20 protein-coding genes are annotated in these 24,679 nt (G+C 64.6%); 5 read left to right on the top strand and 15 right to left on the bottom strand.

The window, feature by feature from the left end:
• From NKK47_RS16030 to hisS, 9 genes are all read right to left on the bottom strand, one after another.
• Positions 1 to 222 (bottom strand): hypothetical protein (locus NKK47_RS16030; protein WP_352577565.1); only part of this gene is annotated, 222 nt, incomplete at its 3' end.
• 156 nt (positions 223 to 378) lie between these two features.
• A complete protein-coding gene (locus tag NKK47_RS16025) occupies positions 379 to 3,582 on the bottom strand; it encodes an efflux RND transporter permease subunit (RefSeq protein ID WP_352577564.1) in 3,204 nt (1,067 codons plus the stop codon).
• Complete coding sequence (locus tag NKK47_RS16020) at positions 3,579 to 4,685, bottom strand: efflux RND transporter periplasmic adaptor subunit (protein ID WP_352577571.1); 1,107 nt, start codon at positions 4,683 to 4,685, stop codon at positions 3,579 to 3,581. The genes NKK47_RS16025 and NKK47_RS16020 overlap by 4 nt, the downstream gene beginning before the upstream one ends.
• Positions 4,686 to 5,311: 626 nt before the next feature.
• Complete coding sequence (locus NKK47_RS16015) at positions 5,312 to 6,415, bottom strand: calcium:cation antiporter (protein WP_352577563.1); 1,104 nt, start codon at positions 6,413 to 6,415, stop codon at positions 5,312 to 5,314.
• 176 nt (positions 6,416 to 6,591) lie between these two features.
• Positions 6,592 to 6,813: a cysteine rich repeat-containing protein gene (locus NKK47_RS16010; RefSeq protein ID WP_352450969.1), complete on the bottom strand. Its 222-nt coding sequence runs from the start codon at positions 6,811 to 6,813 to the stop codon at positions 6,592 to 6,594.
• 67 nt (positions 6,814 to 6,880) lie between these two features.
• A complete protein-coding gene (locus NKK47_RS16005; protein ID WP_352577562.1) occupies positions 6,881 to 8,647 on the bottom strand; it encodes an AMP-binding protein in 1,767 nt (588 codons plus the stop codon).
• Positions 8,648 to 9,055: 408 nt separating this feature from the next.
• The gene (gene hisG, locus NKK47_RS16000) at positions 9,056 to 9,757 is read right to left on the bottom strand and encodes an ATP phosphoribosyltransferase (RefSeq protein ID WP_352577561.1); all 702 of its coding nucleotides are present in this window, start codon (positions 9,755 to 9,757) and stop codon (positions 9,056 to 9,058) included.
• The gene (locus tag NKK47_RS15995; RefSeq protein WP_352577560.1) at positions 9,754 to 10,872 is read right to left on the bottom strand and encodes an ATP phosphoribosyltransferase regulatory subunit; all 1,119 of its coding nucleotides are present in this window, start codon (positions 10,870 to 10,872) and stop codon (positions 9,754 to 9,756) included. Before NKK47_RS15995 ends, hisG begins: the two co-directional genes overlap by 4 nt.
• Before the next feature lie 171 nt (positions 10,873 to 11,043).
• Entirely contained in the window at positions 11,044 to 12,603 is a 1,560-nt protein-coding gene (gene hisS, locus NKK47_RS15990; protein ID WP_352577559.1) for a histidine--tRNA ligase, read from the bottom strand.
• A gap of 336 nt (positions 12,604 to 12,939) precedes the next feature.
• Between hisS and NKK47_RS15985 the strand changes: the two genes are divergently transcribed.
• The gene (locus tag NKK47_RS15985; protein ID WP_352577558.1) at positions 12,940 to 13,191 is read left to right on the top strand and encodes a hypothetical protein; all 252 of its coding nucleotides are present in this window, start codon (positions 12,940 to 12,942) and stop codon (positions 13,189 to 13,191) included.
• 4 nt (positions 13,192 to 13,195) lie between these two features.
• Here NKK47_RS15985 and NKK47_RS15980 read toward each other — a convergent pair whose 3' ends face one another.
• Positions 13,196 to 13,831, bottom strand: a complete 636-nt coding sequence (locus tag NKK47_RS15980) for a DNA-3-methyladenine glycosylase I (RefSeq protein WP_352577557.1) — start codon at positions 13,829 to 13,831, stop codon at positions 13,196 to 13,198.
• A 222-nt stretch (positions 13,832 to 14,053) separates the two neighbouring features.
• Between NKK47_RS15980 and NKK47_RS15975 the strand changes: the two genes are divergently transcribed.
• Complete coding sequence (locus NKK47_RS15975) at positions 14,054 to 14,788, top strand: L,D-transpeptidase (protein ID WP_352577556.1); 735 nt, start codon at positions 14,054 to 14,056, stop codon at positions 14,786 to 14,788.
• A 261-nt stretch (positions 14,789 to 15,049) separates the two neighbouring features.
• The gene (locus NKK47_RS15970) at positions 15,050 to 15,970 is read left to right on the top strand and encodes a bifunctional 5,10-methylenetetrahydrofolate dehydrogenase/5,10-methenyltetrahydrofolate cyclohydrolase (protein WP_352577555.1); all 921 of its coding nucleotides are present in this window, start codon (positions 15,050 to 15,052) and stop codon (positions 15,968 to 15,970) included.
• Between the two features lie 166 nt (positions 15,971 to 16,136).
• On the opposite strand, the gene glcF is transcribed toward NKK47_RS15970, so the two are convergent.
• From glcF to NKK47_RS15945, 5 genes are all read right to left on the bottom strand, one after another.
• Positions 16,137 to 17,465, bottom strand: a complete 1,329-nt coding sequence (gene glcF, locus NKK47_RS15965; protein ID WP_352577554.1) for a glycolate oxidase subunit GlcF — start codon at positions 17,463 to 17,465, stop codon at positions 16,137 to 16,139.
• Positions 17,466 to 17,533: 68 nt separating this feature from the next.
• Positions 17,534 to 17,917 carry a DUF4870 family protein gene (locus NKK47_RS15960; RefSeq protein WP_352577553.1) on the bottom strand — a complete coding sequence of 128 codons (384 nt, stop codon included), beginning with the start codon at positions 17,915 to 17,917 and terminating at the stop codon, positions 17,534 to 17,536.
• Positions 17,914 to 19,170 (bottom strand): FAD-binding protein, encoded by a 1,257-nt coding sequence (locus NKK47_RS15955; RefSeq protein WP_352577552.1) that lies wholly within the window; start codon positions 19,168 to 19,170, stop codon positions 17,914 to 17,916. The genes NKK47_RS15960 and NKK47_RS15955 overlap by 4 nt, the downstream gene beginning before the upstream one ends.
• Before the next feature lie 224 nt (positions 19,171 to 19,394).
• Positions 19,395 to 20,891 (bottom strand): FAD-linked oxidase C-terminal domain-containing protein, encoded by a 1,497-nt coding sequence (locus NKK47_RS15950; protein ID WP_352577551.1) that lies wholly within the window; start codon positions 20,889 to 20,891, stop codon positions 19,395 to 19,397.
• 136 nt (positions 20,892 to 21,027) lie between these two features.
• A complete protein-coding gene (locus tag NKK47_RS15945; protein WP_352457561.1) occupies positions 21,028 to 22,362 on the bottom strand; it encodes a DUF3422 family protein in 1,335 nt (444 codons plus the stop codon).
• 315 nt (positions 22,363 to 22,677) lie between these two features.
• Here NKK47_RS15945 and NKK47_RS15940 point away from each other — a divergent pair, with 315 nt between their 5' ends.
• Both NKK47_RS15940 and NKK47_RS15935 read left to right on the top strand, forming a co-directional pair.
• The gene (locus NKK47_RS15940; RefSeq protein ID WP_352457560.1) at positions 22,678 to 23,481 is read left to right on the top strand and encodes an FCD domain-containing protein; all 804 of its coding nucleotides are present in this window, start codon (positions 22,678 to 22,680) and stop codon (positions 23,479 to 23,481) included.
• A 58-nt stretch (positions 23,482 to 23,539) separates the two neighbouring features.
• Positions 23,540 to 24,676 (top strand): alpha-hydroxy acid oxidase, encoded by a 1,137-nt coding sequence (locus tag NKK47_RS15935; RefSeq protein WP_352457559.1) that lies wholly within the window; start codon positions 23,540 to 23,542, stop codon positions 24,674 to 24,676.
• Positions 24,677 to 24,679: the final 3 nt, after the last annotated feature.

Below are 24,679 nucleotides of genomic sequence, written 5' to 3'. Positions count from 1 at the left end.
AATCCCCATAGGCAATCGCCTGCGGCCCGCGGGTTCCTGCATCAGAGACTTTCGTACGCCTGACGGCACCCGAAACCCTTCAGCATTCTCGGCCGTAGAGATCAGCTTCTCCGCGTCCTGAAAGCAGACATCGCAAGCGAGGACTCCGGAGGTCGCGGTTGCGCCCTCAAGCCCCGCCCGGTCGACCAGATAGAAGATCGCATTGGCCTCGCCGCCCGGCATCGTCTCGCTGAGCTGGATGCGGCTGTTAGGCTGGATCAGACCGAGCAGGGTCTCCGCCGCACCTCGACGCCGAGGTCGCGCAGATCGTGGCCGTTGCCGCGCCGCGCCGATTCTCTGGAGTGGATAAGCCGCGCCCGACGCGGCGAATTCGTAACCCTACTCGGCGGCCGTCTCCGATGGCGCCTCTGCCGGCCCCGAAGGCTCGGCCTCGGCACGGGGCTTGCGCCGTGAAAACAGCGACCTGAGCGTGACGTAGAACACCGGCGTCAGGAACAGGCCGACGAAGGTGACGCCGAGCATGCCGGAGAACACCGCGGTGCCGAGCGACTGCCGCATTTCTGCGCCCGGGCCCGTTGCGATCATCAGCGGCACGACGCCGAGGATGAACGAGAAGGCGGTCATCAGGATCGGCCGCAGCCTGAGCCGGCAGGCTTCGACGGCAGCCTCGGCGGCCGACAGCCCGCGTTCCTGCGCCTGCCGCGCGAATTCGACGATCAGGATCGCGTTCTTGGCGGCAAGCCCGATCAGCACGATGAGGCCGATCTGCACGAGGATGTTGTTGTCCAGCCCTCGGAACGACACGCCGAGCAACGCCGCGAGCACGCCGAGCGGCACCACCAGCACAATGGCGAACGGCAGCACCCAGCTTTCATATTGCGCCGCCAGCGCCAGGAACACGAACAGCACCGACAGTCCGAAGATATAGACAGCGGCATTGCCGGTGTTGCGCTCCTGATAGGCGAGCTCGGTCCATTCATAGGAGGTACCGGCCGGCAGCGTCTTTGCCGTGATCCCTTCCATCAATGCCAGCGCGTCGCCCGTGGAAACGCCGGGCGCGGCGTTGCCCTGCAGCGGCACCGAGACGTACATGTTGTAGCGCTGGACCAGCGCCGGGCCGGTGACGTCGCGGATCTCGACCAACGTGCCGAGCGGAACCAGCGCGCCGGTCGCCGAGCGCACCTTCAGTTTCAAGATGTCGGCGCGATCGAGACGGAACGCCTGGTCGGCCTGCGCCCGCACCTGGTAGACGCGCCCGAAAGCGTTGAAGTCGTTGACGTAGGCGGTGCCCAAATTGATCGACAGCGCCTCGAAGATGTTGGGGATCGGCACGTTCAGGATGCGCGCCTTGTCGCGATCGATCGCCAGGAAGAATTGCGGGCTCGACGCGGAGAACGTGGTGAACACGCCCGTCAGCCCAGGCGTCTTGTTGGCCTTGCCGGCGATTTCGTTGGCAAGCGCCAGGATCTGCCGCATGTCGGCGCTGTTGCGCTCCTGGATCTGCAGCTTGAAGCCGCCGGCATTGCCGACGCCGCGGATCGGCGGCGGCGGCAGTGCGATAATGAAGGCTTCCTTGATGCTTTGCAGGCTGCCGAACAGATTGCCGATGACCTGGGTCGCCGACTGGCCGGCTTTCAGTCGCTCGTCAAACGGCTTGAACCTGGCGAAGATCACGCCCGCGTTGCTGGCGTTGGTGAAGGTCGCGCCGGAGAAGCCGGCGAAGGCGACCGCGTAGTCGACGCCTGGCGTTTTCTGGATGATCTGCGACGCCTGCTGGATGACCGCATCGGTCCTCGACAGCGAAGCGCCGTCCGGCAACTGGATGACGACGATCGCATAGCCCTGGTCAAGCGACGGAATGAAACCGCGCGGCACCGACTGCACCATGTAGACCGTGGCGTAGATGAGGGCCGCGAAAACGGCCAGCATGGCGGCGATCGTTATCCACGAGCCGACCAGCACGCGGATGATGCTCGAATACCAATGGGCGACCCTGTCGAAGCCGCGATTGAAGCCGTCGGCGAGCGCCCGTCCGAACCGCGCCAGGAAAAAGCGCGGCGGCGCCGCCGCGGCGTGATGCGGCTTGAACAGCAGTGCGGCCAGCGCCGGCGAAAGCGTCAGCGAATTGAATGCCGAGATCGCCGTCGACACCGCGATGGTGATCGCAAACTGCAGATAGAACTGCCCAGAAATGCCGGGGATGAAGGCTGTCGGTACGAACACGGCTATCAGCACCAGCGAGATCGCGATGACGGCCGTTCCGACTTCGTCCATGGTCAGGTGCGACGCCGGATTGGGCGCCAGCCCTCTGGCGATATTGCGCTCGACGTTTTCGACCACGACGATCGCATCGTCGACGACGATGCCGATCGCCAGAACTAGGCCGAACAGCGTCAGCATGTTGAGCGAGAAGCCGGCGGCGTAAAGCACCGCCAGCGTGCCGATCAGCGACACGGGGATCGCCACGATCGGCACGATCGCCATGCGCCACGATTGCAGGAAGACGATGATGACGATGATGACCAGCAGCATCGCCTCGAGAATCGTCTTGTAGACCTCCTGGATCGACTCGGCGACGAACTCAGTCGGATTGTAGACGATGTCGTAGCTCAACCCCTTCGGGAAGTCGCGGGAAAGCTCCTTCATCTTGTCCTGGATCTCCGCGGCTGCGGCGAGCGCATTGGTGCCCGGCCGCTGGAAGATGGCGAGCGCCACCGCCGGTTTGCCGTTGAGATAGGAGTTGGTGACGTAATCCTTGGCGCCGAGCTCGATGCGCGCCACGTCCTGCAGCGAGATCAGGCGGCCGTCGTCGGTCGATTTGACGATCACGTATCGGAAGTCGCGTGCGTCGTTGAAGCGGCCTTGCGTGGTGACCGTGTACTGGAACGCCGTGCCGGTGCTGGTCGGCGGCGCGCCGATCGAGCCGCCCGACACCTGGACGTTCTGGTCGCGCAGCGCCTGCACCACATCGCCCGAGGTCATCCCCAGGGCGGACAGTTTTTCCGGATCGAGCCAGATGCGCAGCGAATATTCGCGTTCGCCGAAGATGATGAGGTCGCCGACGCCGTCTAGTCTGAGCAGTATGTCGCGCACCCGCGAGCGGGCGTAGTTCGAGACGTAGAGCTGGTCGTAGGTATTGTCGGGCGACAGCATGTGCACGACCATCATCAGGTCGGGCGAGCTCTTGGTGGTGGTGATGCCGAGGCGGCGGACTTCTTCGGGCAGGCGCGGCTCGGCGACCGACACGCGGTTCTGCACCAGCACCTGAGCCTGGTCGAGATCGGTGCCCAGCTTGAAGGTGATGGTCAGCGCCATCGCCCCGTCGCCCGACGAATAGGACGACATGTAGAGCATGCCCTCGACGCCGTTGATCTCCTGCTCGATCGGCGTTGCCACCGTCGCTGCGACCGTCTCGGCGTCGGCGCCCGGATACTGCGCGCGAACGACGATGGTCGGCGGCGCGATCTCGGGATATTGCGCGACCGGCAGCTGCGTATAAGCAATCCCGCCGAGGATCAGCAGGACGATCGAAACGACCGATGCGAAGATCGGACGGTCGACGAAGAAATGTGCGAACCTCATTGCTGTAACTCGGCGGTCTCGGCCTTGGGCGGCAACGTCACCATCTCGACCTTCACCTTGGTGCCGGGCCTGGCGTGCATCAGCCCTTTGACGATGATTGTCTCGTCGCCGGTCAGGCCCTGGCGGATGACCCGGTAGCCGTCGAGAAGCGGGCCGGTGCGCACGGGCTTCGCCGACACCATCCCGGTCTCATCCACCAGGAACACGATGCGGCGATCCTGATCGGCGCCGATCGCCTCGTCGGGCACCAGCACGCCGCTATGCGGCAGCGACCCCGGCACGTTGATGCGCCCGAACATGCCTGGCTGGAGAATGCCATCGGCGTTGGGAAACCTTGCACGCACCCGCATGGTGCCGGTCGCGTTGTCGATCCGGTTCTCGGCAAAATCGAGCTTGCCTTTGAATACCGCCTCCGCGCGGTCGGCGACGCGCACCACCACCTCGAGCCCGCCGGCGCCTTCCTGCATGCTGCCGCCGCGCTCCTTCGCGTCGCGGGCATAGCTGAAATACAGGCGCTCATCGACGTCAAAATAGAAGTCGATCGGATCGCGCGTAACGATGGTCGTCAGCAAGGTGGAATCCGGCTGCACGAGGTTGCCGACCGACACCAGCCGGCGGTCGATGCGGCCGGACAAGGGCGCCTTGATCTCGGTGAATTCCATGTTCAGGCTGGCCGTCGTCAGCGCAGCCGTCGCGCCCTGCATCTGCGCCTGCGCCGAAAGGTATTCCCGCCGGCGGTCGTCGACCGTCGCGGTTGAGATATTGCCGGTCTTGGCGAGTTCGTCGGCGCGATCCAGCTGCATCTTGGAGAATTCGAGCAGACTCTTGGCGACGTCCACTTGCGACTTGGCGGCATCATAAGCCGCCTGGTACGGACGCTCGTCGATGGTGAAGAGCAGGTCGCCCTTGTTGACCAGTGCGCCGTCCTGGAAGCTGACCTTGTCCAGATAGCCGCTGACGCGCGAACGGATGGCGACCTGGTCGACGGCTTCGAAGCGCCCGACGAACTCGTCGTCTTCGACGATTTCACGGACCACCGGCTTGGCCGCTGTCACCACGGGTAGCTGCTGGTCCTGCGCAAATGCAGTGCTGCTGAAAGCCATGCCGAGCAGGAATGCCGCCGACACGGCGGCGCGGGGAAGCCAGCCGGCCGATCGACAGGGTCGCCCGCCCGCGTCGCGATGCAATTGCCCATTCTCTGGGGTGTCCATTTGCGTCCTCGCTCGCTGGACCCGGAGGTCGGTTGATCCGCTTCTACGCTCAGGCTTTTCGTCGAGATCAGAGCACTGCAGTGTTGTGCATGGCAACATGATCATTTTCCATGTGGGCCGAAATGTCCACCCTGTGGCTGCCCCGCCACCCGCCACTGGCAACGCAGATCCACCGGGCGGTCCGGGACGCCATTGAGACGGGACGGCTAGACCCGGGAGCAGACCTTGGTCCCGTCGGGCTGAACGTCCGCAATCCTTCTTCAAACGTTAAAGCCGCCATTCCGCAATCGGCTGCAGATCGAGACGTTCAAGGCCTTGGTGCTAAGCGTCCGCCCACGGCGCAAAGGAGACAAATTGGCGCCCACCCGTCAAGCCGTCTTTGCCGTCACCACTCTCAATTCTCGACCATCGCCTCATCCGGAACTTCTGCGGCTCGCCTACTTCGCAACTCAGTGCGGAAACGGATGACCGCTCGTTCGAAAACCGGTCGATAGTGGTTTGCCACCTCCCCCCAACCCTCACGGCACAAATATCAAAAACACCCAAGTAAAAAACACCACCAGATGCACCAAGCCGGTCAAGAACGTCGTTCTCTCGGTGCTAAAGCTTACATTGCAGATGAAGAGCGCCAGAACCAAAAGCACCGTGTCGGTCGCCGGCAGCCCCAGGGTCAGGCCTCTTCCGGTCAGCAGGCTGGCGGCGGCGATTGCCGGTATTGTCAGGCCGATCGTGGCACAGGCCGAGCCCATGGCGACGTTCAGGCCGCGCTGCAGCTCGTTGTTGAGTGCGGCACGAACGGCCGAAATGGCCTCCGGCATCAAGACCAGCGCGGCGATCATTGCGCCGACAATGGCGTCGGCCTGCGGCACCTGGTAGGCGACGAGCGCATCCTCGACGCTGGCGGCGACCTGTTCGGCCAGCATGACGATGCCGATCAGCCCGATCAGCAGGAGAACAGCGCCGGCGGCGACGCTTTCGTGAGCGTCGGTTCGCACTGCGGCGCCATGCGCTTGTCCATCGATGAAATCGTCGCGGTGGCGGACAGTCTGCGCGAACAGAAAACCGGCATAGAGCAGCACTGAAAGGACGCTGACGAAGCCAAGTTGGGCCGCCGAAAACGTGCCGGGATCGGTGGTTCGCGTGTAGGTCGGCAGAATAAGCGTCATGACGCTGAGCGCGACCAGAACCGCCAGATAGGCGCTGGTCCCTTGCCGGACGATCGCCTGCTTGCGATGGCGCCAGCCGCCAAACGTCAGACACATGCCGACAACGCCGGTGGAGGTGATCATCACCGTCGAGAACACGGATTCGCGGGCAAGCGTCGGGTTGTTCGCGCCGTGCAGCATGATGGAAACGATGATCGACACTTCGATTGCCGTCACGGCGATGGTCAGCACCAACGTGCCGTACGGCTCCCCAACCCGCCTGGCCACCGCCTCGGCGTGGTCGAGCACCACGAAAATCGTGATGAACATGATCGCGCTCGACAGCGCGCCGATGAATATCCTGGTGCCCAGCGACCCTTCGTCCACCGACACCCCGCTGGCCCTGACCGCGACAGCCATCGCCAGCGCGGCCAGCGGCATGCCGTAGGAAACCGCCGATCTTGCGAGACCACTCATTGTCACCTTCTTGCCTTCCCGCAAATCCCGTGGAAGGGCGATTTGCAACCACTGTTGCGCACCGCGACCATCCAGAGAAATCGCATATGACAGGTCATGGCGCCATCGCAGCGTACCCCACCCCCTAGCGCCTCCCCACAAGGGAAGGACAATCGCACCCGCAGGAAGCTCGCGTGCTAGCCGGGCGTGTTGGCCTTGACGACCTTCTTGCATTCGGGCGTCAGCTCGCTCATGTGACCGGCCAGGCATTTGACGACGCGGCCACCGCCCGGCAACACGCCCTTGCACAATCTCTGGTAATCTGCTTGGCAGGCCTCACGCTCGGCCGCCGTCTGCGCCAGCACCGCGGTGGCTGCCAGCTGAGTTGCCAGGAAAAGCACGCCTAATCCAATCCGCATGGAACACCCCTCAAATATGTTGCCCAAACAACGCCTCCGTCACGCGTAGATACAAACGGAAGCCTTTTCACGCCGTCTTCTGCGTCACCAATCCCAGCTCGTCGATCATCGCCTGGCGCATCAGGAATTTCTGCGGCTTGCCGGTCACCGTCATCGGCAATTCGGTGCGGAAGCGGATGTAGCGCGGGATCTTGAAATGGGCGATCTGGCCAGCGCAGAAAGCCTTGATCTCCTGCTCCGTGGTGATCTGGCCGGGCTTGAGCACGATCCAGGCGCACAGCTCCTCGCCGTATTTCGGGTCGGGAATGCCGAACACCTGCACCTCCTTGACCTTGGGGTGGCGATAGAGGAACTCCTCGACCTCGCGCGGATAGACGTTCTCGCCGCCGCGGATGACCATGTCCTTGACCCGGCCGACGATGTTGCAATAGCCCTCGGCATCGATGGTGGCGAGGTCGCCGGTGTGCATCCAGCCGTCGGCGTCGATGGCCTCGCGGGTCTTCTGCTCGTCGTCCCAATAGCCCTTCATCACGGAATAGCCGCGCGTGCAGAGCTCGCCCGGCGCGCCGACCGCGACGGTGGCGCCTTCGGCGTCGATGGCCTTGACCTCGACATGCGGATGGACGCGGCCGACGGTGGAGACGCGCTTTTCCAGGGGATCGTCGACGCTGCTCTGGAACGAGACCGGGCTGGTCTCGGTCATTCCGTAGGCGATGGTCACCTCAGCCATATGCATCAGCGACACCACCTTCTTCATCACCTCGATCGGGCATGGCGAGCCGGCCATGATGCCGGTGCGCAGGCTGGTGAGATCGAAGGAGGCGAAATCCGGATGGTCGAGCAGGCCGACGAACATGGTCGGCACGCCATAAAGCGCGGTGCAGCGTTCCGTTGCCACCGCCTTTAGGGTGGCGCCCGCATCGAACCCCTCGCTCGGGAAAACCATGGTCGCGCCCTTGGTGACGCAGCCCATCGTGCCCATCGACATGCCGAAGCAATGATAGAGCGGCACCGGGATGCACAGCAGGTCGTCGACGGTGAGCCGGATCGCCGAGGTGACGAAGTTGCCGTTGTTGACGATGTTGTTGTGGGTCAGCGTCGCGCCCTTGGGCGCGCCGGTCGTGCCGCTGGTGAACTGGATGTTGATGGCATCGTCGGGTTTCAACCCGTCGGAGATGCGGTCGAGCCGGTCATGCTCGTCGCGCCCGGCCATCGCCAGCACGTCGGCGAAATTGAACATGCCCGGCGAATTCTCCTCGTCCATGCGGATGACGGTCTTCAGCGCCGGCAGCTTGTTGGCGTCGAGCTTGCCAGGGGTGGCCTTGGCGATCTCCGGCGCCAGCGTCTCGATCATGCCGAGATAGTCGGAGCTCTTGAACTTGGCGGCGGTGACCAGCGCCTTGCAACCGACCTTGTTCAAGGCATATTCCAGCTCGACCAACCGGTAGGCCGGGTTGATGTTGACCAGGATCAGGCCGATGCGGGCGGTGGCGAATTGCGTCACCAGCCATTCCCAGCGGTTCGGCGACCAGATGCCGACGCGATCGCCTTTCTCGAGGCCGAGCGCCAGGAAGCCGGCGGCCAGCGCATCGACCGTCTCCGACAGTTCCTCCCAGGTAAAGCGCTTGTCCTGCTCGACGAAGACGGCGGCATCGAGCGTGCCGTATTTGCCGACCGTATCGGCAAACAGCGCCGGGATGGTCAGGTTGAGCAGCGGCACGCTGCGCTCGCCCGAGACATGCGCCGTGCCGTCGACCGGCGCAATGAACGAACCGCCATCGCGCTTGGAGCGCAAATTGCTGGCATTCTTCAACTCGTCGAGATTGATCGGCATCGCCGTGTCCTCCGCAGACAGAACAAGCCTATCAGCCCGGCGGGGTAGTGGAAATCCCGTCGATGGTACGGTTGGGGTTCGAACGTGAGGGATGGCGCCGAAAATAAAAAACCCGCCTCGGTGGGCGGGTCTTCGGGGCCAATTGGCACCATACGGAGATTAGTAGCATAGCTGCCGGCACAAAGCAAGAACAAAATTGCTGTACGTCAAGAAAATCGCTTCAGGTCGGTGCCAGCGGCCAAGCTGCCAATCTCCCTCCTTGAGGGGGAGATGGCCGGCAGGCCAGAGGGGTCGTCTCGCGTGGAGCACCTGCCTGTTCTGTCCGTTAGGAGAGTCGCGTCAAGACGTACCGACCCCCTCTGTCGCCTTCGGCGACATCTCCCCCCTCAAGGGGGGAGATTGGCGACGTCAGCCTGAATTCACCGATGCCATCCTGGCCGCAATATCGCGCAAAGTCGCCTCGTCGGCCGCCTCGCGCTGCTTCCTCGACGCGACGAGACAGGCCTGCGAGCGCAGGATGAGGCCGTCGGCCAGCACCTTGAGATGGTTGGCGCGCAGCGTCGAACCTGAGGTGGTGATGTCGACGACGATATCGGCCAATCCGGCCGCCGGCGCACCCTCGGTGGCGCCCAGGCTTTCGACGATGCGATAGACCTGGATGCCGTGCTTTTGCGAAAAGAACTGCTGGGTCAGGCGCCAGTATTTGGTGGCGATCCTAAGCCGACGGCCATGGCGCTGGCGGAAATCGGCGGCGACGTCGTCGAGGTCGGCCATGGTGTCGACATCGAGCCAGATGTCGGGCACGGCGACGACGACATCGGCATTGCCGAAACCGAGGCGGGCGATGATTTCGGTGCGCGCCTCGCAATCGGCGAGGTTTTCGCGCAAAAGGTCCTCGCCGGTGATGCCGAGATCGACCGACCCCTGGCCGATTTCGCCTGATATCTCCGAGGCAGACAGGAACGCTATCTCGACGCCGTCAAGGCCGTCGATGCGGGCGCGATATTTGCGCTCGTCGCCGGGCAGGCTGACGGCAAGCCCGGCCTTGGCCAGCACCCCCAGCGCCTGCTCCTTGAGCCGGCCTTTCGACGGGATCGCCAGCGTGATCATGGCGCCGTCTCCCGCAGCGCCTCGATGCGGTCGAGCCAGACGGAAAAACCGACGCCGGGGATCGGCGTTTTGGCGCCGAGCAGCGTCAGCAGCCGGTCGTAGCGGCCACCACCGGCGAGCGGCCGCTCGCCATCCTGCGCCGCGATCTCGAAGACGATGCCGGTGTAGTAATCGAGCGGCCGGCCGAAGGCGGCGTCGTAGCGGATTTCAGACATCGGCAAGCCGAGGCTTTCTATGGCCGCGGCGCGGGCTGCGAAATTCTCCAGCGCTGCGCCCAGCGAAAGCCCGGCATCGATCGCAAAACTTTCGAGCGCCCCGGCGGCGCTGTCGAGCGGCACGTCGATGGCCAAAAAGCTCTTCAGCGCCGCAAACGCCTCGTTCGACAGCCGCACGCTGCGCAATTCGGCCTTCTCGATCAGCCGCCGCGCGATTTCGGACGGCGAACGCCCGGCCGTTGCCGACAGGCCGGCCTGTTCCATGCCGCCGGCGACATGCGCCGAAAGACCGTCAAGATCGCCGTCGAGGACAAGGGCGGCGGCCGCGCCGGCGAGCTGGCTGTTGCGCGGCGGATTGGCGAGGTCGGCAAGCGCCGCCTCCAGCATCGGCGCCGAGCCGAAGGCCCGCGCCAGCCGCATGCGCCAGCCGCGCGGCAGGCCAAGGGCGGCCAGCACCGCCTCGAAAATGGTCTGGTCGCCGAGCGTGACCGCCAGCTCCCGGCCGGGCAGCACCAGCGAAAGCAGCGCATGCGCATCGGCCAGCGAACGCGCATCGGCGGCGGCCGTGTCGCGGTCGCCGAGATCCTCGATGCCGGCCTGGAAAAATTCGTTGCCGCCCTCCCGGCGCTGGCGAAACACCTCGCCGAGATAGGAATAGCGGCGCGGCGTGCCGGCCTGGCTGGCGATGTGGTCGAGGCAGACCGGAATGGTGAATTCCGGCCGTAGGCAAAGCGTCTGCCCGGTCTCGCTCTCGGTGAGAAAGATGCGGCGCCGCAAATCCTCGCCGGCCATGTCGAGGAACGGATCGGCCGGCTGCAACACGGCGACTTCGACCGCATGGGTGTTGCGCGCGGCGAAGAGGCTGGCGATGTCGGATGCGATGGCGGGGCGGGAGGTCATAAAACCCCACCTCCCCTTCTCCCCCTGTGGGAGAAGGTGGATTGGCGCGACGCGCCAAGACGGATGAGGGGTGCCGGAAGAAATGAGGCGTCGGCGTTCCCTGGAACACCCCTCATCCGACCGAGCTTCGCTCGGCCACCTTCTCCCACAAGGGGAGAAGGAAGCGGCGCCCTACTTGCCACGCGCCCGCTCCTCGGCCTGCGCCGCCAGTATCTTCTTCACTTCGGCAACCAGCTCACTCTCCGCCACGGTCACCTGCGCCGGTCGTGCGGCGCGCCATTCGGCGTTGTCGGCGATCTCGGCCGACATTTTCGCGCCTTCGATCAGGTCCTTGATCTGCACCTCGCCCTTGGCGCGCTCGTCGCCGCCCTGAATGACGGCGACCGGGCTGCCGCGGCGGTCGGCATATTTCAGCTGCGCCTTCATGCCGGCGCCGCCGAGATACATTTCCGAGCGGATGCCGGCGGCGCGCAGCTCGGCCACCATCTTCTGGTAGCGGCCGAGGCTTTCCGTATCCTTGTCCATGGTCAGCACGACGACCGGCGCGATCACATCCGAAATATCGAGCTTGCCGAGGTTCTTCAGCGCCGTCATCAGCCGCGAGACGCCGATGGAAAAACCGGTCGCCGGCACCGGCTCGCCACGAAAGCGCGAGACGAGGCCGTCATAACGTCCGCCGCCGCCAACCGAGCCGAAGCGCACGATCTGGCCGTCCTCGTTGGGGATCTCGGCCAGCAGCTCGGCCTCGTAGACCGGGCCGGTGTAATATTCGAGGCCACGGACGACGGAGGGATCGATGCGAATGCGATCCTCACCGTAGCCGCTTTGTGCGACCATGGTTCTTATCTGCTCCAGCTCTGCAAGGCCCTCAACAAACGAGGCATTCGTTATGCCGAGATGTTCGAGTTTCCTTTCCTCGACAAGATTGCTGAGCCCTGGGGTGATAGATCCCAGTGTCTGGACAATTTGTTCGGGATCATGCTGCGCCATGACCGTGAAATAGCTGATCACAACATCGATTTGCGCCTTACCCAGCCCGGCGCCCTTGGTAAAATCACCGCTCTCGTCCTTGCGCCCGGCGCCCAAAAGCAGACGCACGCCCTCGACGCCCAGCTTGTCCAGCTTGTCGATCGCCCGCAGCACCTGCAGCCGACGGCCAGCGTTCTCGTCGCCGCCAAGGCCGATCGCCTCGAGCACGCCATCGAGCACTTTGCGGTTGTTGACGCGGACGACGTAATCGCCGCGCTTGATGCCGAGCGCCTCCATCACATCGGCCATCATCATCGCCATCTCGGCATCGGCGGCAACGCCCGGCGTGCCGACCGTGTCGGCGTCGAACTGCATGAACTGGCGGAAGCGGCCGGGGCCGGGCTTCTCGTTGCGGAACACCCAGCCGGAGCGATAGCTGCGATAGGGTTTCGGCAGGCGCTCGAAATTCTCGGCGACAAAGCGCGCCATCGGCGCGGTCAGGTCGTAGCGCAGCGACAGCCACTGGTCGTCATCGTCCTGGAACGAGAACACGCCCTCGTTCGGCCGGTCCTGGTCGGGCAGGAATTTGCCGAGCGCATCGGTGTATTCGATCAGCGGCTGGTCGACCGGCTCGAAACCGTAAAGCTCAAAGACCGAGCGGATCGTCGCCATCATCTTCTCGACGGCGCGCAGATCGTCGGCGCCGCGGTCGACAAAGCCGCGCGGCAGCCGCGCTTTCATCTTTTCGGATTTGTCGGCCATGGGATGGGTACTTTGCTAGGTAAACGGTGACTTATTTCGGGTCGGCGTGTCCTACCGATGCAGCCCGGAGAAGGCAAGGGTTTGCGCTTCTCCCTGCTCCCCTTGTGGGAGAAGGTGGCCGAGCGAAGCTCGGTCGGATGAGGGGTGTTCCAGCTTGGCTATGACGGCACTCCGTCCAACACCCCTCATCCGGCTCGGCGCTGCGCGCCGATCCACCTTCTCCCACAAGGGGAGAAGGAAAGGCGAAAAAGAAGCTGAAACAGTTGCGCCTTGCGCGCGGCATCGTGCCGACACAATCCGGGCCGATAAGCGCGCCGAAACAAGGGGTTCGGGGCCATGGCCACGCTACAGAAGTTCGACATCATCGATAGCGGCGCACGCGACGCCTCGGTCCGGCTGCGGCCGGCCGATGGTTATGCGCCGAATACGAAGCAAATCGCCGGACCGTTCGAGATCGCGGCGCAACAGCGCAGCGGACCGACCATGCGCGACGTGCTGATGACCGGACTGCTGGTGATCTATCCGGTGGTCGCCGCGCTGGCGGCCATCCTTGCCGGGTTTTTCCTCGCCGGCGCCGGCGGCGCCTGAGCCGCTATTTCGGCCGCTTGAACGCTTTCCGTTCCGCCTCGACCGGCTCGCGGCAGACGCAGCCCTCGAGATGGTCGTTGACCAGCCCCATCGCCGGCATGAAGGCGTAGACGGTGGTCGGGCCGACAAAGCTCCAGCCGCGCTTCTTCAGCTCTTTCGAAATGCGGACCGAGACGGCCGTCGTCGGATTGGCGCGCAGATGGGCGAGATCGACGATCTCGGGCCGCTCGCCTGGGCCGGGTTCGAACTTCCAGAACCAGGCGGCCAGCGAGCCGGCCTCGTCGATGAGCTCGCGGGCGCGCTTGGCGTTGTTGATGGTCGAAACGATCTTGCCGCGGTGACGGATGATGCCGGCATTGCCGAGTAGGCGCTCGACATCGGCGTCGGTGAAGGCGGCGATCTTGTCGACATCGAAGCCGGCAAACGCCTCGCGGAAATTGTCGCGCTTGCGCAATATGGTCAGCCAGGACAGGCCCGACTGAAAACCTTCGAGGCAGATCTTCTCGAACAGGCGGCGGTCGTCGGCGACCGGCCGGCCCCATTCGTGGTCGTGGTAGTGCAGATAATCCGGCAGGTTGCCGTGCCAGAAGCAGCGGGCGATGCCGTCGGGACCGGCAAGCAGACCTGTCTTTTCATCCATGGCGGAATTCCGTTCGTGTCTTGGCGTTAACGCGTTTTGACGCGGGCTTTACCGCGGCTTTACCAGATTCCTGAACCGGGCGGTAACCACACCAAAAGCTTTACTGACAGATCGGCATTTTACGCATTCCGATTCATGTTTCGGTTGCCGCTTCGCGCCCAATGTCGGCGAAATCGGGGAGGCTTTGCACCCCGGCATGTTCGACGATCAAGGTGCGTTGCGATGAAGATATTCTTGTTCCCACTGTTCGGCGCCGCGGCGGTGCTTGCGGCCGGCGCCGCCAATGCCAACGACCGCTATGCCGAGAGGCCGCCGGTGGTGGTCAGCCCAGATCTTTCGGCGCCCTGGGTGCTGCAGCTCGGCCATGCCCCGGGCATCGTGCGGCAGAGCCGGCAAGAGGCGCAGCCGCAACGGCGCTACCGGCGGCTGGCCGAACCCGATCAGCTGCGCACCGCGGCGGTGCAGGCGCCGGCCAGGCGCATGGTGATGCGGCCGCAGATCGACCCGATCTATCTGCCGCAGGAAGTCGCCTATGACGGCCCGCAGAAGCCGGGCACGATCGTCATCGATACGCGAGAGAATTTCCTCTATCTGGTCGGGAAGAACGGTAAGGCGCGGCGTTATGGCGTCGGCACCGGCAAGCCGGGCTTCGAATGGTCCGGCACCCACAAGATCACCAACAAGCGCGTCTGGCCGGATTGGCGGCCGCCGGCGGTGATGATCGCCCGCGAAGCCGCCAAGGGCCGTTATCTGCCGACCTATCTCGCCGGCGGCATGGAAAACCCGCTCGGCGCACGCGCGCTCTATCTCGGCTCGACCGAGTACCGTATCCACGGCACCAATCAGCCCTGGACGATCGGCGGCGCGGTCTCGTCGGGCTGCATCCGCATGCGCAACGAGGACGTGGTCGACCTTTACGAGCGGGTCAATGTTGGCACGACGGTTGTAGTGATGTAATCTGCGGTTGACCTCACCGATGATTCTGCTCAGAAGCCTCGGGAGCATTGAATAACGGGGGACGGGCCGTGTGGGGATGCGGCCAGTCACGAAAGGGCAGCGCGGCAAGCCGTGCTGCCCTTTTTGTTTCCGCCAGCAGGAATTGACGGGAAGATTTTGCCGGCACGTCGCGCGACCGGCATGGCGGTTCGCTTTTCGCGCTGCCTTTTCGCGGTTGCTTTGCTATGTGGCGGCTAAAATCCAGATAAAGGCCCCATCCCAATGTCCCTTTCCGATGACAGCCGCTATCTCAGAGGCGGCCCGGTTGCCCAACGCATCATCGCCGGCGTGCGCGAGGACGCGGCGATCGCCACCGCCGAAGGCTTTCCGCCCAAGCTGGTGTCGGTCACCGTCGGCGATACCGCCGCGGTCGACGTCTATGTCCGCAACCAGCGCGCCAAGGCCGGGTTGGCCGGCATCGGCTTCGAGGAAAGGCGCTTTCGCGCCGACATCACCGCCGGCGAACTGGAAGCGGCAATCCACGGGCTTAACGCCGACCCGCGCGTCACCGGCATCATCATCCAGCGGCCGGTGCCGGTGCACATTCCGATCAAGACGCTGCAGGCGGCGGTGCATCCGCTCAAGGATGTCGAGGGCATGCATCCGGCCTCGATCGGCAACATCGTCTACAACCAGCTCGACCTGGCGCCCTGCACCGCCGCCGCTTCGGTCGAACTGCTCAGGGAAACCGGCCTCGACCTCAAGGGGCTCGAGGTGGTGGTCGTCGGCCATTCCGAGATCGTCGGCAAGCCGATCGCGTTCCTTTTGATGAGCGAAGGCGCGACGGTGACCGTCTGTCACCACATGACGCGTTCGGTGGCGGCACACGCACGCCGCGCCGACGCCCTGTTCGTCGCCGTCGGCAAGCCGCGGCTGATCAAGGCCGACATGGTCAAGCCTGGTGCAGCGGTCATCGATATCGGCATCAATTCGGAAATCGGGCCGGACGGCGAGAGCCGCATCGTCGGCGACGTCGATGCCGAGAGCGTCAAGCATGTCGCGTCCTGGATCACGCCGGTGCCGGGCGGCGTCGGCCCGATCACTGTGGCGATCCTGCTGCGCAACACGATGGTGGCCCTCAGCCGGCAGCGTGCCCGCTATCAGGCGACTTATGGCGTAGTTGACAGGCTCGCGGCGGAATAAAGACCCGCAGGCGCCAAGCCCCCTCACCCAGCCTCCGCTTCGCTCGGCTGACCTCTCCCCGAGGGGAGAGGAGATCGCCAGCGTTGGTGCCACCCTCTTCTCCCCAGCGGGGAGAAGGTGGACGCGAAGCGGCCGGATGAGGGGCCTGACGCCCACGACCATCCTGTTACTCAGCCGCAACCAGCTTTTCTTCCGGAACGCCTTCCGGCTTCGGCCCGCCATAGGCCCAGGCGAGCAGCTTTATCGTATGCACCACCGGCAGCTTGGCGGCAGAAGCGATCTGGGTGATGCAGCCGATATTGCCGGTGGCGACGATTTCGGCACCGGTCGCCTCGATATTCCTGACCTTGCGGTCGCGCAGCGTTGCCGAAATCCCGGGCTGCAGGATGTTGTAGGTGCCGGCCGAACCGCAGCACAGATGCCCTTCGCGCGGCTCGCGCACGACGAAGCCGGCACGGACCAGAAGCTCCTTCGGCTGGCGGGTGATCTTCTGGCCGTGCTGCATCGAGCAGGCTGAGTGATAGGCGACGATGGTGCCCGGCTTGCGGACCGGCTCGGGCAGGTCGAGGCTTGCCAGATATTCGGTGATGTCCCTGGCCAGCGCCGAGACGCGCGCGGCCTTGTCGGCATAGGCCGGATCGAGGCGCAGCATGAAGCCGTAATCCTTGATGGTGGTGCCGCACCCGGATGCGGTGATGACGATGGCGTCGAGTCCGCCCTGCTCGACGGCGCGCGTCCAGGCGTCGACGTTCCGTCGGGCCGACGCCAAGGCAGCGTCCTCGCGCCCCATATGATGCACCAGCGCGCCGCAGCAGCCCTCGCCCTCGGGCACCACGACCTCAACGCCAAGCCGGGTCAGCAGCGAAATCGTCGTGTCGTTGATGCCGGGATCGAGCACGGATTGCGCGCAGCCGGTGAGGATGGCGACGCGGCCATTTTTCTTCGCGCCCTGCCCGGCATGGACGCCCGGCGAGGCCATCGGCGAGACTGCCGGGACCGACGCCGGGGCCAGCTTCAACATCGCGCCCAAAGGCTTCAATGCCTGGATTTTCTCAAACAGGCCGGCGAATGGCTGGCCGAGCTTCGCCAGCTTGAGCGCCGCGCGGAAACGCGAGGGATAGGGCAGCACGAAGGCCAGCATGGCGCGTGTCAGGCGATCGGCCAGCGGACGCTTGTAGGTCTCCTCGATATGGACGCGGGCGTGGTCGACCAGATGCATGTAGTTGACGCCCGACGGGCAGGTGGTCATGCAGGCGAGGCAGGACAGGCAGCGGTCGATATGGGTGACGATCTGCTTGTCGGCCGGCCGGCCGTTTTCCAGCATGTCCTTGATCAGATAAATCCGGCCGCGCGGCGAATCCAGTTCGTTGCCGAGCGTCACATAGGTCGGGCAGGTGGCGGTGCAGAAGCCGCAATGCACACATTTGCGCAGGATCTTCTCCGATTCCGCGACATGCGGATCGGCGAGCTGGGCAGCTGAGAAATTGGTCTGCACGTAAACGAATCCCTACCGTTTGAGCATGATCTTTTCCCAAAACCGGTACCCACTTTTGGGGATCATGCTCATAATCCCAGAAACCAGCTTTCCGGGTTCTTGACCGGCTCGCCGCGCTGCAGCGCCTGCAGGCCGAGAATGCAGCGGGCGATGAACCAGACCGCGACGGCAACCATCAGCACGACACCGATGACCACGATCATCAGCAGCGCCGAGATCAGTGCATAGAGCAGGCCGATCCAGAAGGTGCGGATCAGGAATGTGTAATGGCTCTCGACGAAGCCGCCGGCCTTGCCGCGATTGATATAGGCCAGGACGACGCCGACAATACCGCTGACGCCGATGGCCAGGCCGGCGAGATAGAGGATGTAGATGACCAGCGCGTTGGTCGGGCCGGGCTCCAGCCAGCGGTCGGTCTGGCGTGACGTACCGTTTTGGCCTGGATCGCTCATTGTGCTCCTCCCTCGGTTGCCGGCGCGAGAGTAGCAGAGCTTGCGCCCGGCGCCATACGGCCGGGATTGAGGATATTCTTCGGGTCGAATTCGGCCTTCAGCCGCGCCGACAGTGCTGCCAGCGGTGGCGCCTGCGGCTCGAACACCGGCACGGCGGCGCGATGTGCTTGGATTGCGCGCACCAGCGTCGCATGGCCGCCGCCATGTCTTCTGATCAGGCCGCGCAACAGGCCAGCCTCGGGATCGTCCTGCTGCATGCGCAGCCAGATCAGCCCGCCCTGCCAATCGTAGAAGGCATCGACCGGGGCCTGCATGCGCAGCGCCAGCACCATCTGGTGGCCCCGCGACGGCGCCATCGAGACGCGCCACACCGGCCTTTCACTGCCATCGGCGAACGGCGCGCAGTCGCGGACATCGCGCCAGACCGAGTACGAGACCGAACCGGAAATCTCCTGCAGCGGCCCAGCGTTTTTCAGCAGGTCTTTCAGCGCGGCAATGCGGTAAGCGACCGACGGGCCGAAGCCCTCGATGCGCAGCAGCGTCGCGGCATCGCTGCCGAGACTGCCGCCAGCGACCCTAGCTGCGACCCGTTCGGGAAGATGGGCAGCACTCGACACTTCGGCGCTGGAACCCAGCGCCAGCGCCATGGCGGCGGCGGCGTGATCGTCGAGCAGGCCGCGGATGGCAAGCGTGACTTCGGTCTCGGCAGCAGGCAGCACCTTGAAGGTGACGTCGGTGAGCACCGCCAGCGTGCCCCAGCTGTTGGCCATCAGCTTGGACAGATCGTAGCCGGTGACGTTCTTGACGACGCGGCCGCCGGACTTGAAGGCCTCGCCGCGCCCGGAAACGGCCGCTATGCCGAGGATATGGTCGCGCGCAGCACCCACCTTCAGCCGGCGCGGGCCGGAAAGGTTCGCGGCGAGTGCGCCGCCGATCGTGCCTCGCGCTGGCTCACCGCCGAGCAGCGGGCCGTAATCCATCGGTTCGAAGGCAAGTTGCTGGCCGTTTTCGGCAAGCAGGCTTTCGATTTCGGCCAGCGGCGTGCCGGCTTTTGCCGACAGCACCAGTTCGGCCGGCTCGTAAAGCATGACGCCGGAGAGTTTGGAAAGGTCGAACGTATGCTCGCCCTGCTGCGGCCGGCCGATACCGCGCTTGGAGCCGTGGCCGAGGATTTCCAGCGGTGCGTCTTCCGCCGCGGCCCAGGCGACGGTGGAGAGGACTTCGGCTGCGGTGGTGGGGACGAAGGTGGTCATGAGGCGGATGCGCCAATGGCAAATGCAAAGACGTCGCGTTCCTTCGCGCCCCCCTCTGTCCTGCCGGACATCTCCCCCTCAAGGGGGGAGATCGGACGTCGCGTCTGGCTTCGCCAATCGTCAATATTGAAAGAAGGCTGAGGCGTGCAAGCTGCCAATCTCCCCCCTTGAGGGGGAGATGTCCGGCAGGACAGAGGGGGGTGTTCAAGCGCCAACATACCCACTCAAAACCTCGGAATGTCCGGAAACGCCACTTGCCCGCGATGCACGTGCATCCGCCCGAGCTCGGCGCATCGCCTCAATTGCGGGAAGACCTTGCCGGGATTCAAAAGATGGTTGGGGTCGAAGGCGCATTTGACGCGCATCTGCTGGTCGAGGTCGATCTGGTTGAACATTTCCGGCATCAGGTCGCGCTTCTCGACGCCGACCCCGTGCTCGCCGGTCAGCACGCCACCGACCTTGACGCAGAGCCGCAATATGTCGGCGCCGAAACTCTCCGCCTTGTCGAGTTCGCCCGGCACGTTGGCGTCATAGAGGATGAGCGGGTGCAGATTGCCGTCGCCGGCGTGGAAGACATTGGCGACGCCGAGCCCGTATTTCTCCGACAGCTCGCGCATGCCGGCGAGCACGCGCGGCAGTTCCTTGCGCGGGATGGTGCCGTCCATGCAGTAGTAGTCGGGCGAGATGCGGCCGACCGCCGGGAAAGCCGCCTTGCGGCCGGCCCAGAAGCTCAGCCGCTCCTGCTCCGATTGCGAAATGCGGCATATGGTCGAGCCGTTCCTATAGGCGATGGCTTCGACCAGGCCGATCAGGTGATCGACCTCGACACCCGGCCCGTCCAGCTCGACGATCAGCAGCGCCTCGACATCCAAGGGATAGCCGGCCTGGACGAAATCCTCGGCGGCGTGGATGGCCGGACGGTCCATCATCTCCATGCCGCCCGGAATGATGCCGGCGCCGATGATGTCGGCAACGCATTGGCCGGCCTGCTCGCTGGTCGGGAAACCGATCAGCAGGGCACGCGCCGTCTCCGGCTTCTTCAGGATGCGTACGGTGACCTCGGTTACGACGCCGAGCAGTCCTTCGGAGCCGGTCATGACGCCGAGCAGGTCGTAGCCTTCCGCGTCGAGATGGCTGCCGCCGAGGCGCACCACCTCGCCATTCATCAGCACCATCTCGATGCCGAGCACATTGTTGGCGGTGAGACCGTATTTCAGGCAGTGCACGCCGCCGGAATTTTCCGCGACATTGCCGCCGATCGAGCAGGCGATCTGGGAGGATGGATCGGGGGCGTAATAGAAGCCCTCCTGCTCGACGGCGGTGGTGATGCCGAGATTGGTGACGCCGGGCTGGGCGACGACGACGCGGTTCTGAAAATCGATCTCGAGGATGCGGTTGAAGCGGCTCATCACCAGCAGCACCGCGTCTTCGAGCGGCAGCGCACCGCCGGAGAGCGAGGTGCCGGAGCCGCGCGGCACGACGCGGATGTTGCGGTCGCTGCAATATTTCAGCACCCGCGAGACCTGGGGCACGGTTTGCGGCAGTACAACGACGAGCGGCAATTGCCGGTAGGCGGTGAGCCCGTCGCTCTCGAAGGCGCGCATGGCATTGGCGGCGTCGACGACGCCCTCGCCCGGCACCATGATGCGCATATCGGCGACGATCTCGTCGCGCCGGCGCATCGTGGCGTCGTCTGGTTTCGGCATGGCAAGGCCGGACATCGACAGCCTCCTTCGATCGACTGGTAAAAATCTTTTACCAGCGACGGTGGTCGCTTGCAAATGCCGCTTTGGCCGGGATGAGAGGCCTATGGCCGAGACAGCCTTCCGCAGCGGCAATCTGCCGCTGCGCCCCACACTACTCGCCCGGCTGCTTGCCTGGTTCGGAGTGCATGCGGCGGACGCGGCGCACGCCCCACCAGACGAGCACGATGGCGAGCGGCACCGAGGCGGCGGTGACCATTTCCGGCGCGAAGGCATGGCCGAAGATCGAGGCGCCCTTGGCGACGTAGCCGATGAGGCCGACGACATAGTAGGAAACCGCGGCGACCGAGAGCCCCTCCACCGTCTGCTGCAGCCGCAATTGCAGGCGGGCGCGATTGTTCATCGATGCCAAAAGATCGCGGTTCTGCTTCTCGACCTCGACGTCGACCCAGGTGCGCAGCAGTGTGGTGGCACGGGTGAGCTTCGTTGACAGGTTGGCCTGACGCTCCTCGACCGAACGGCAGGTACGCATCGCCGGCGCCACGCGGCGCTGCAGAAAACCGCCCCAGGTGTCGTAGCCGGGCACCGCCTCTTCGTCGAGCGCCTCCAGCCGTTCGCGCACGATGCCGTCATAGGCGCGGCTGGCGCCGAAGCGGTAGAGGCTGGAGGCGGCATCGGCCTCCAGCTCGGCGGCCAGTTCGGTCAAGTCGGCAAGTAGCGTCTGGCTGTCGCGGGTCTCGGCGACCTTCATTTCCAACGTGGTCTGGGCCAGCCTGTCTTCGATGCGGCGGGCGCGACCGGACAGCGTCAGGGCCAGCGGCAGCCCAAGCATGGCCAGCGTGCGGTAGGTCTCGATGTCGATCAGCCGCTGCGACAGTGCCCCGGTGCGCGCCGGGGTCAGGCCGCGGTCGAGCACCAGCATGCGGGTCAAGCCGTCGCCATCCTGACGGAAATCGGTGACGATGGCCGCGTTGCCGCGCTCGACCAGCGAATAGCACAGGCTGGTCGGGTCGAAGCCGGCGATCAGTTTTTCGTTCGCCGGCGTCCAATTGCGGATCTCCAGCCTGATGCCGGAAATCACCGTGCCCGGCGGCGAAAACCCGTTGCCGAAGGGTGTGTCTTCTTGCCCCCTGCCGTTTTCGGCGAGCGGGCCTTCCCAGAGATAGGTCGAGAATTCCGTGTGGCGTTCCCAACGCAGCGAGCCCTTGCCCCATTTCATCGCGTGATGGCGGGCGTGAGGGTCGGGCGCGGCAATGCCGAGGCGTCGCGACAATTCGGAAAGCACGGCCTGATCGATCCCGGATCCAGCTTCGGTCATGAAGGAAAGCTGCACCAGCACGCGCGGCTTTTCGACCAGCGGCTGCGGCCGGGCGTGGACCTCGCCGAGCGCGCCCGGCCGACCTTCATGCGCCGGAAAGCCCATGACGGTGCCGCCCACGGCTTTGGCGCGCAACTGGAATTCGAGGCTGGACGGGTCGGCGTCTGGCACGGCTGGTCCCCCAGGCTTCTCTGAGCCCTTTGGCAATGATGTCCCTCTAGAGCGGCTCATTGTTTCATGGAAACGCCGAACCGCTCTATCTCTTTTATTCTGCGCAATTCCGGACGGAAAACCGTTTCACACTTTTCCTGGAATTGCTCTAGAGACAATCTCCAGAGGACGCAAACAGCCAGTTTAGCTGAAGGTGATATGAAGCCGCGGCTGTGAAACCGACCCGGCGCCCGGGGCGAATTGGATAAATAATTTGACCAGTTGGCGACGCTGGCTTTATCGTGCGCGACATCGGTTCAACCCCAGGCATTCCGTTTGAGCGACATTTTCTCCCGGATCGAGCATTCGCGCACCGCCGACGAGGTGGTGCAGCAGATCGAGAGCCTGATCCTCGAAGGCGTCCTGCGCACCGGCGACCGGCTGCCGGGCGAGCGCGAACTGGCGCGCCAGTTCGAGGTGTCGCGGCCGATCCTGCGCGATGCCTTAAAAGCCTTGGAAGGGCGCGGGCTGTTGACGACACGGCCAGGCGGCGGCACCCATGTCGCCGATGTCATCGGCCAGCTGTTCACCAAGCCGGTGACCGACCTGATCTCGATGCATCGCAAGGCGGTGACCGACTATCTGGAGTACCGCCGCGAGATCGAGGCGGTGGCGGCGGAATATGCGGCGCGGCGTGCCACATCGGACGATCTGGCGCTGCTCGACCGCATCATGGCACGTATGGACGAGGCGCACCGGACCGGCAATTTCGACGACGAGGCGGAAATCGACGTCGAGTTCCACCACGCGATCTGCGAATGCGCGCACAACATCATCCTGCTGCACACGCTGCGCTCCTGCTATCGGCTGCTGTCGGAAGGCGTGTTCCAGAACCGGCGGCTGGTGTTCAGCGTGCCGGGCGCGCGCGAGACGCTGCTTTCGCAGCACCGGGCAATCTACACGGCGGTCAAGGCCGGCGATGCAGCCGCGGCGCGGCAGGCGGCGATGGACCACATCTCCTACGTCGAACGATCGATGGCCGAGGCCGAGCGCAGCGGCGACTGGCAGCGCGTGTCGCGGCTGAGGCTCAGGCAACGCTCCGAGCCCGGTGACGGTGAGGCGGCAAGAAAACAGCCGTAGGCCCCGCCCAGAAAATTCAACGACGAACCAGCGAAGAACCAGCGGAAAAAAAAGATCCATGAGCAGCATTCTCACCATCGCCGACCTCAAGGACCTAGCGCGCCGCCGCGTGCCGAAGATGTTCTTCGACTACGCCGATTCCGGCGCCTGGACCGAAAGCACCTACCGGGCCAACGAGGAAGATTTCCAGAAGATCAAGTTCCGCCAGCGCGTGCTTGTCGACATGGACAACCGCTCGCTGGAATCGACCATGATCGGCGAGAAGGTGATGATGCCGGTGGCGCTGGCGCCGACCGGCATGACCGGCATGCAGCATCCGGACGGCGAGATGCTGGCGGCGCAGGCTGCGGAAGAATTCGGTGTGCCGTTCACGCTGTCGACAATGAGCATCTGCTCGATCGAGGATGTCGCGTCGGTGACCAGGAAGCCGTTCTGGTTCCAGCTGTATGTGCTGCGCGACAAGGACTTCGTCTTCGATTTGATCGATCGCGCAAAAGCGGCGAAATGTTCGGCGCTGGTGCTGACGCTCGACCTGCAGATCCTCGGTCAGCGCCACAAGGATATCCGCAACGGGCTTTCGGCGCCGCCGCGAATGACGCCGAAGCACCTCTGGCAGATGGCGACAAGGCCGCGCTGGTGCGTCGGCATGGCCGGCACCAAGCGCCGGAGCTTCCGCAACATCGTCGGCCATGCCAAGGGCGTCGGCGACCTCGCCTCGCTGTCGTCCTGGACGAAGGAGCAGTTCGATCCACATCTGTCGTGGAAGGACGTCGCCTGGATCAAGGAGCGCTGGGGCGGCAAGCTGATCCTGAAAGGCATACTCGACAAGGAAGATGCGCTGATGGCCGCCAGAACGGGCGCCGACGCGATCATCGTTTCCAACCATGGCGGCCGCCAGCTCGACGGCGCCTCGTCGTCGATCATGGCGCTGGAAGAGATCGCCGACGCCGTCGGCGACACGATCGAGGTGCATATGGACGGCGGCATCCGTTCCGGCCAGGACGTGCTCAAAGCACTGTGCCTTGGCGCCAAGGGCACCTATATCGGCCGGCCTTTCCTGTACGGCCTCGGCGCGCTCGGCAAGGAAGGCGTTACCAAGGCGCTGGAAATCATCCGCAAGGAGATGGACATAACGCTGGCACTGTGCGGAAAGCGTCTGGTCACCGACATGGGCAAGGATCAGCTTCGGCGCTAAAGT

This window comes from Mesorhizobium sp. M0019, assembly GCF_040323975.1.
Lineage (GTDB): Bacteria > Pseudomonadota > Alphaproteobacteria > Rhizobiales > Rhizobiaceae > Mesorhizobium.
This window is presented reverse-complemented; position numbering and strand designations above follow the sequence as displayed.

Bases quoted from the DNA above. Each gene is read 5' to 3' on its own strand.
- NKK47_RS16025 (WP_352577564.1), bottom strand. From the start codon at position 3,582: ATGAGGTTCGCACATTTCTTCGTCGACCGTCCGATCTTCGCATCGGTC.
- NKK47_RS16020 (WP_352577571.1), bottom strand. From the start codon at position 4,685: ATGGCTTTCAGCAGCACTGCATTTGCGCAGGACCAGCAGCTACCCGTG.
- NKK47_RS16015 (WP_352577563.1), bottom strand. From the start codon at position 6,415: ATGAGTGGTCTCGCAAGATCGGCGGTTTCCTACGGCATGCCGCTGGCC.
- NKK47_RS16010 (WP_352450969.1), bottom strand. From the start codon at position 6,813: ATGCGGATTGGATTAGGCGTGCTTTTCCTGGCAACTCAGCTGGCAGCC.
- NKK47_RS16005 (WP_352577562.1), bottom strand. From the start codon at position 8,647: ATGCCGATCAATCTCGACGAGTTGAAGAATGCCAGCAATTTGCGCTCC.
- hisG (WP_352577561.1), bottom strand. From the start codon at position 9,757: ATGATCACGCTGGCGATCCCGTCGAAAGGCCGGCTCAAGGAGCAGGCG.
- NKK47_RS15995 (WP_352577560.1), bottom strand. From the start codon at position 10,872: ATGACCTCCCGCCCCGCCATCGCATCCGACATCGCCAGCCTCTTCGCC.
- hisS (WP_352577559.1), bottom strand. From the start codon at position 12,603: ATGGCCGACAAATCCGAAAAGATGAAAGCGCGGCTGCCGCGCGGCTTT.
- NKK47_RS15985 (WP_352577558.1), top strand. From the start codon at position 12,940: ATGGCCACGCTACAGAAGTTCGACATCATCGATAGCGGCGCACGCGAC.
- NKK47_RS15980 (WP_352577557.1), bottom strand. From the start codon at position 13,831: ATGGATGAAAAGACAGGTCTGCTTGCCGGTCCCGACGGCATCGCCCGC.
- NKK47_RS15975 (WP_352577556.1), top strand. From the start codon at position 14,054: ATGAAGATATTCTTGTTCCCACTGTTCGGCGCCGCGGCGGTGCTTGCG.
- NKK47_RS15970 (WP_352577555.1), top strand. From the start codon at position 15,050: ATGTCCCTTTCCGATGACAGCCGCTATCTCAGAGGCGGCCCGGTTGCC.
- NKK47_RS15960 (WP_352577553.1), bottom strand. From the start codon at position 17,917: ATGAGCGATCCAGGCCAAAACGGTACGTCACGCCAGACCGACCGCTGG.
- NKK47_RS15955 (WP_352577552.1), bottom strand. From the start codon at position 19,170: ATGACCACCTTCGTCCCCACCACCGCAGCCGAAGTCCTCTCCACCGTC.
- NKK47_RS15950 (WP_352577551.1), bottom strand. From the start codon at position 20,891: ATGTCCGGCCTTGCCATGCCGAAACCAGACGACGCCACGATGCGCCGG.
- NKK47_RS15935 (WP_352457559.1), top strand. From the start codon at position 23,540: ATGAGCAGCATTCTCACCATCGCCGACCTCAAGGACCTAGCGCGCCGC.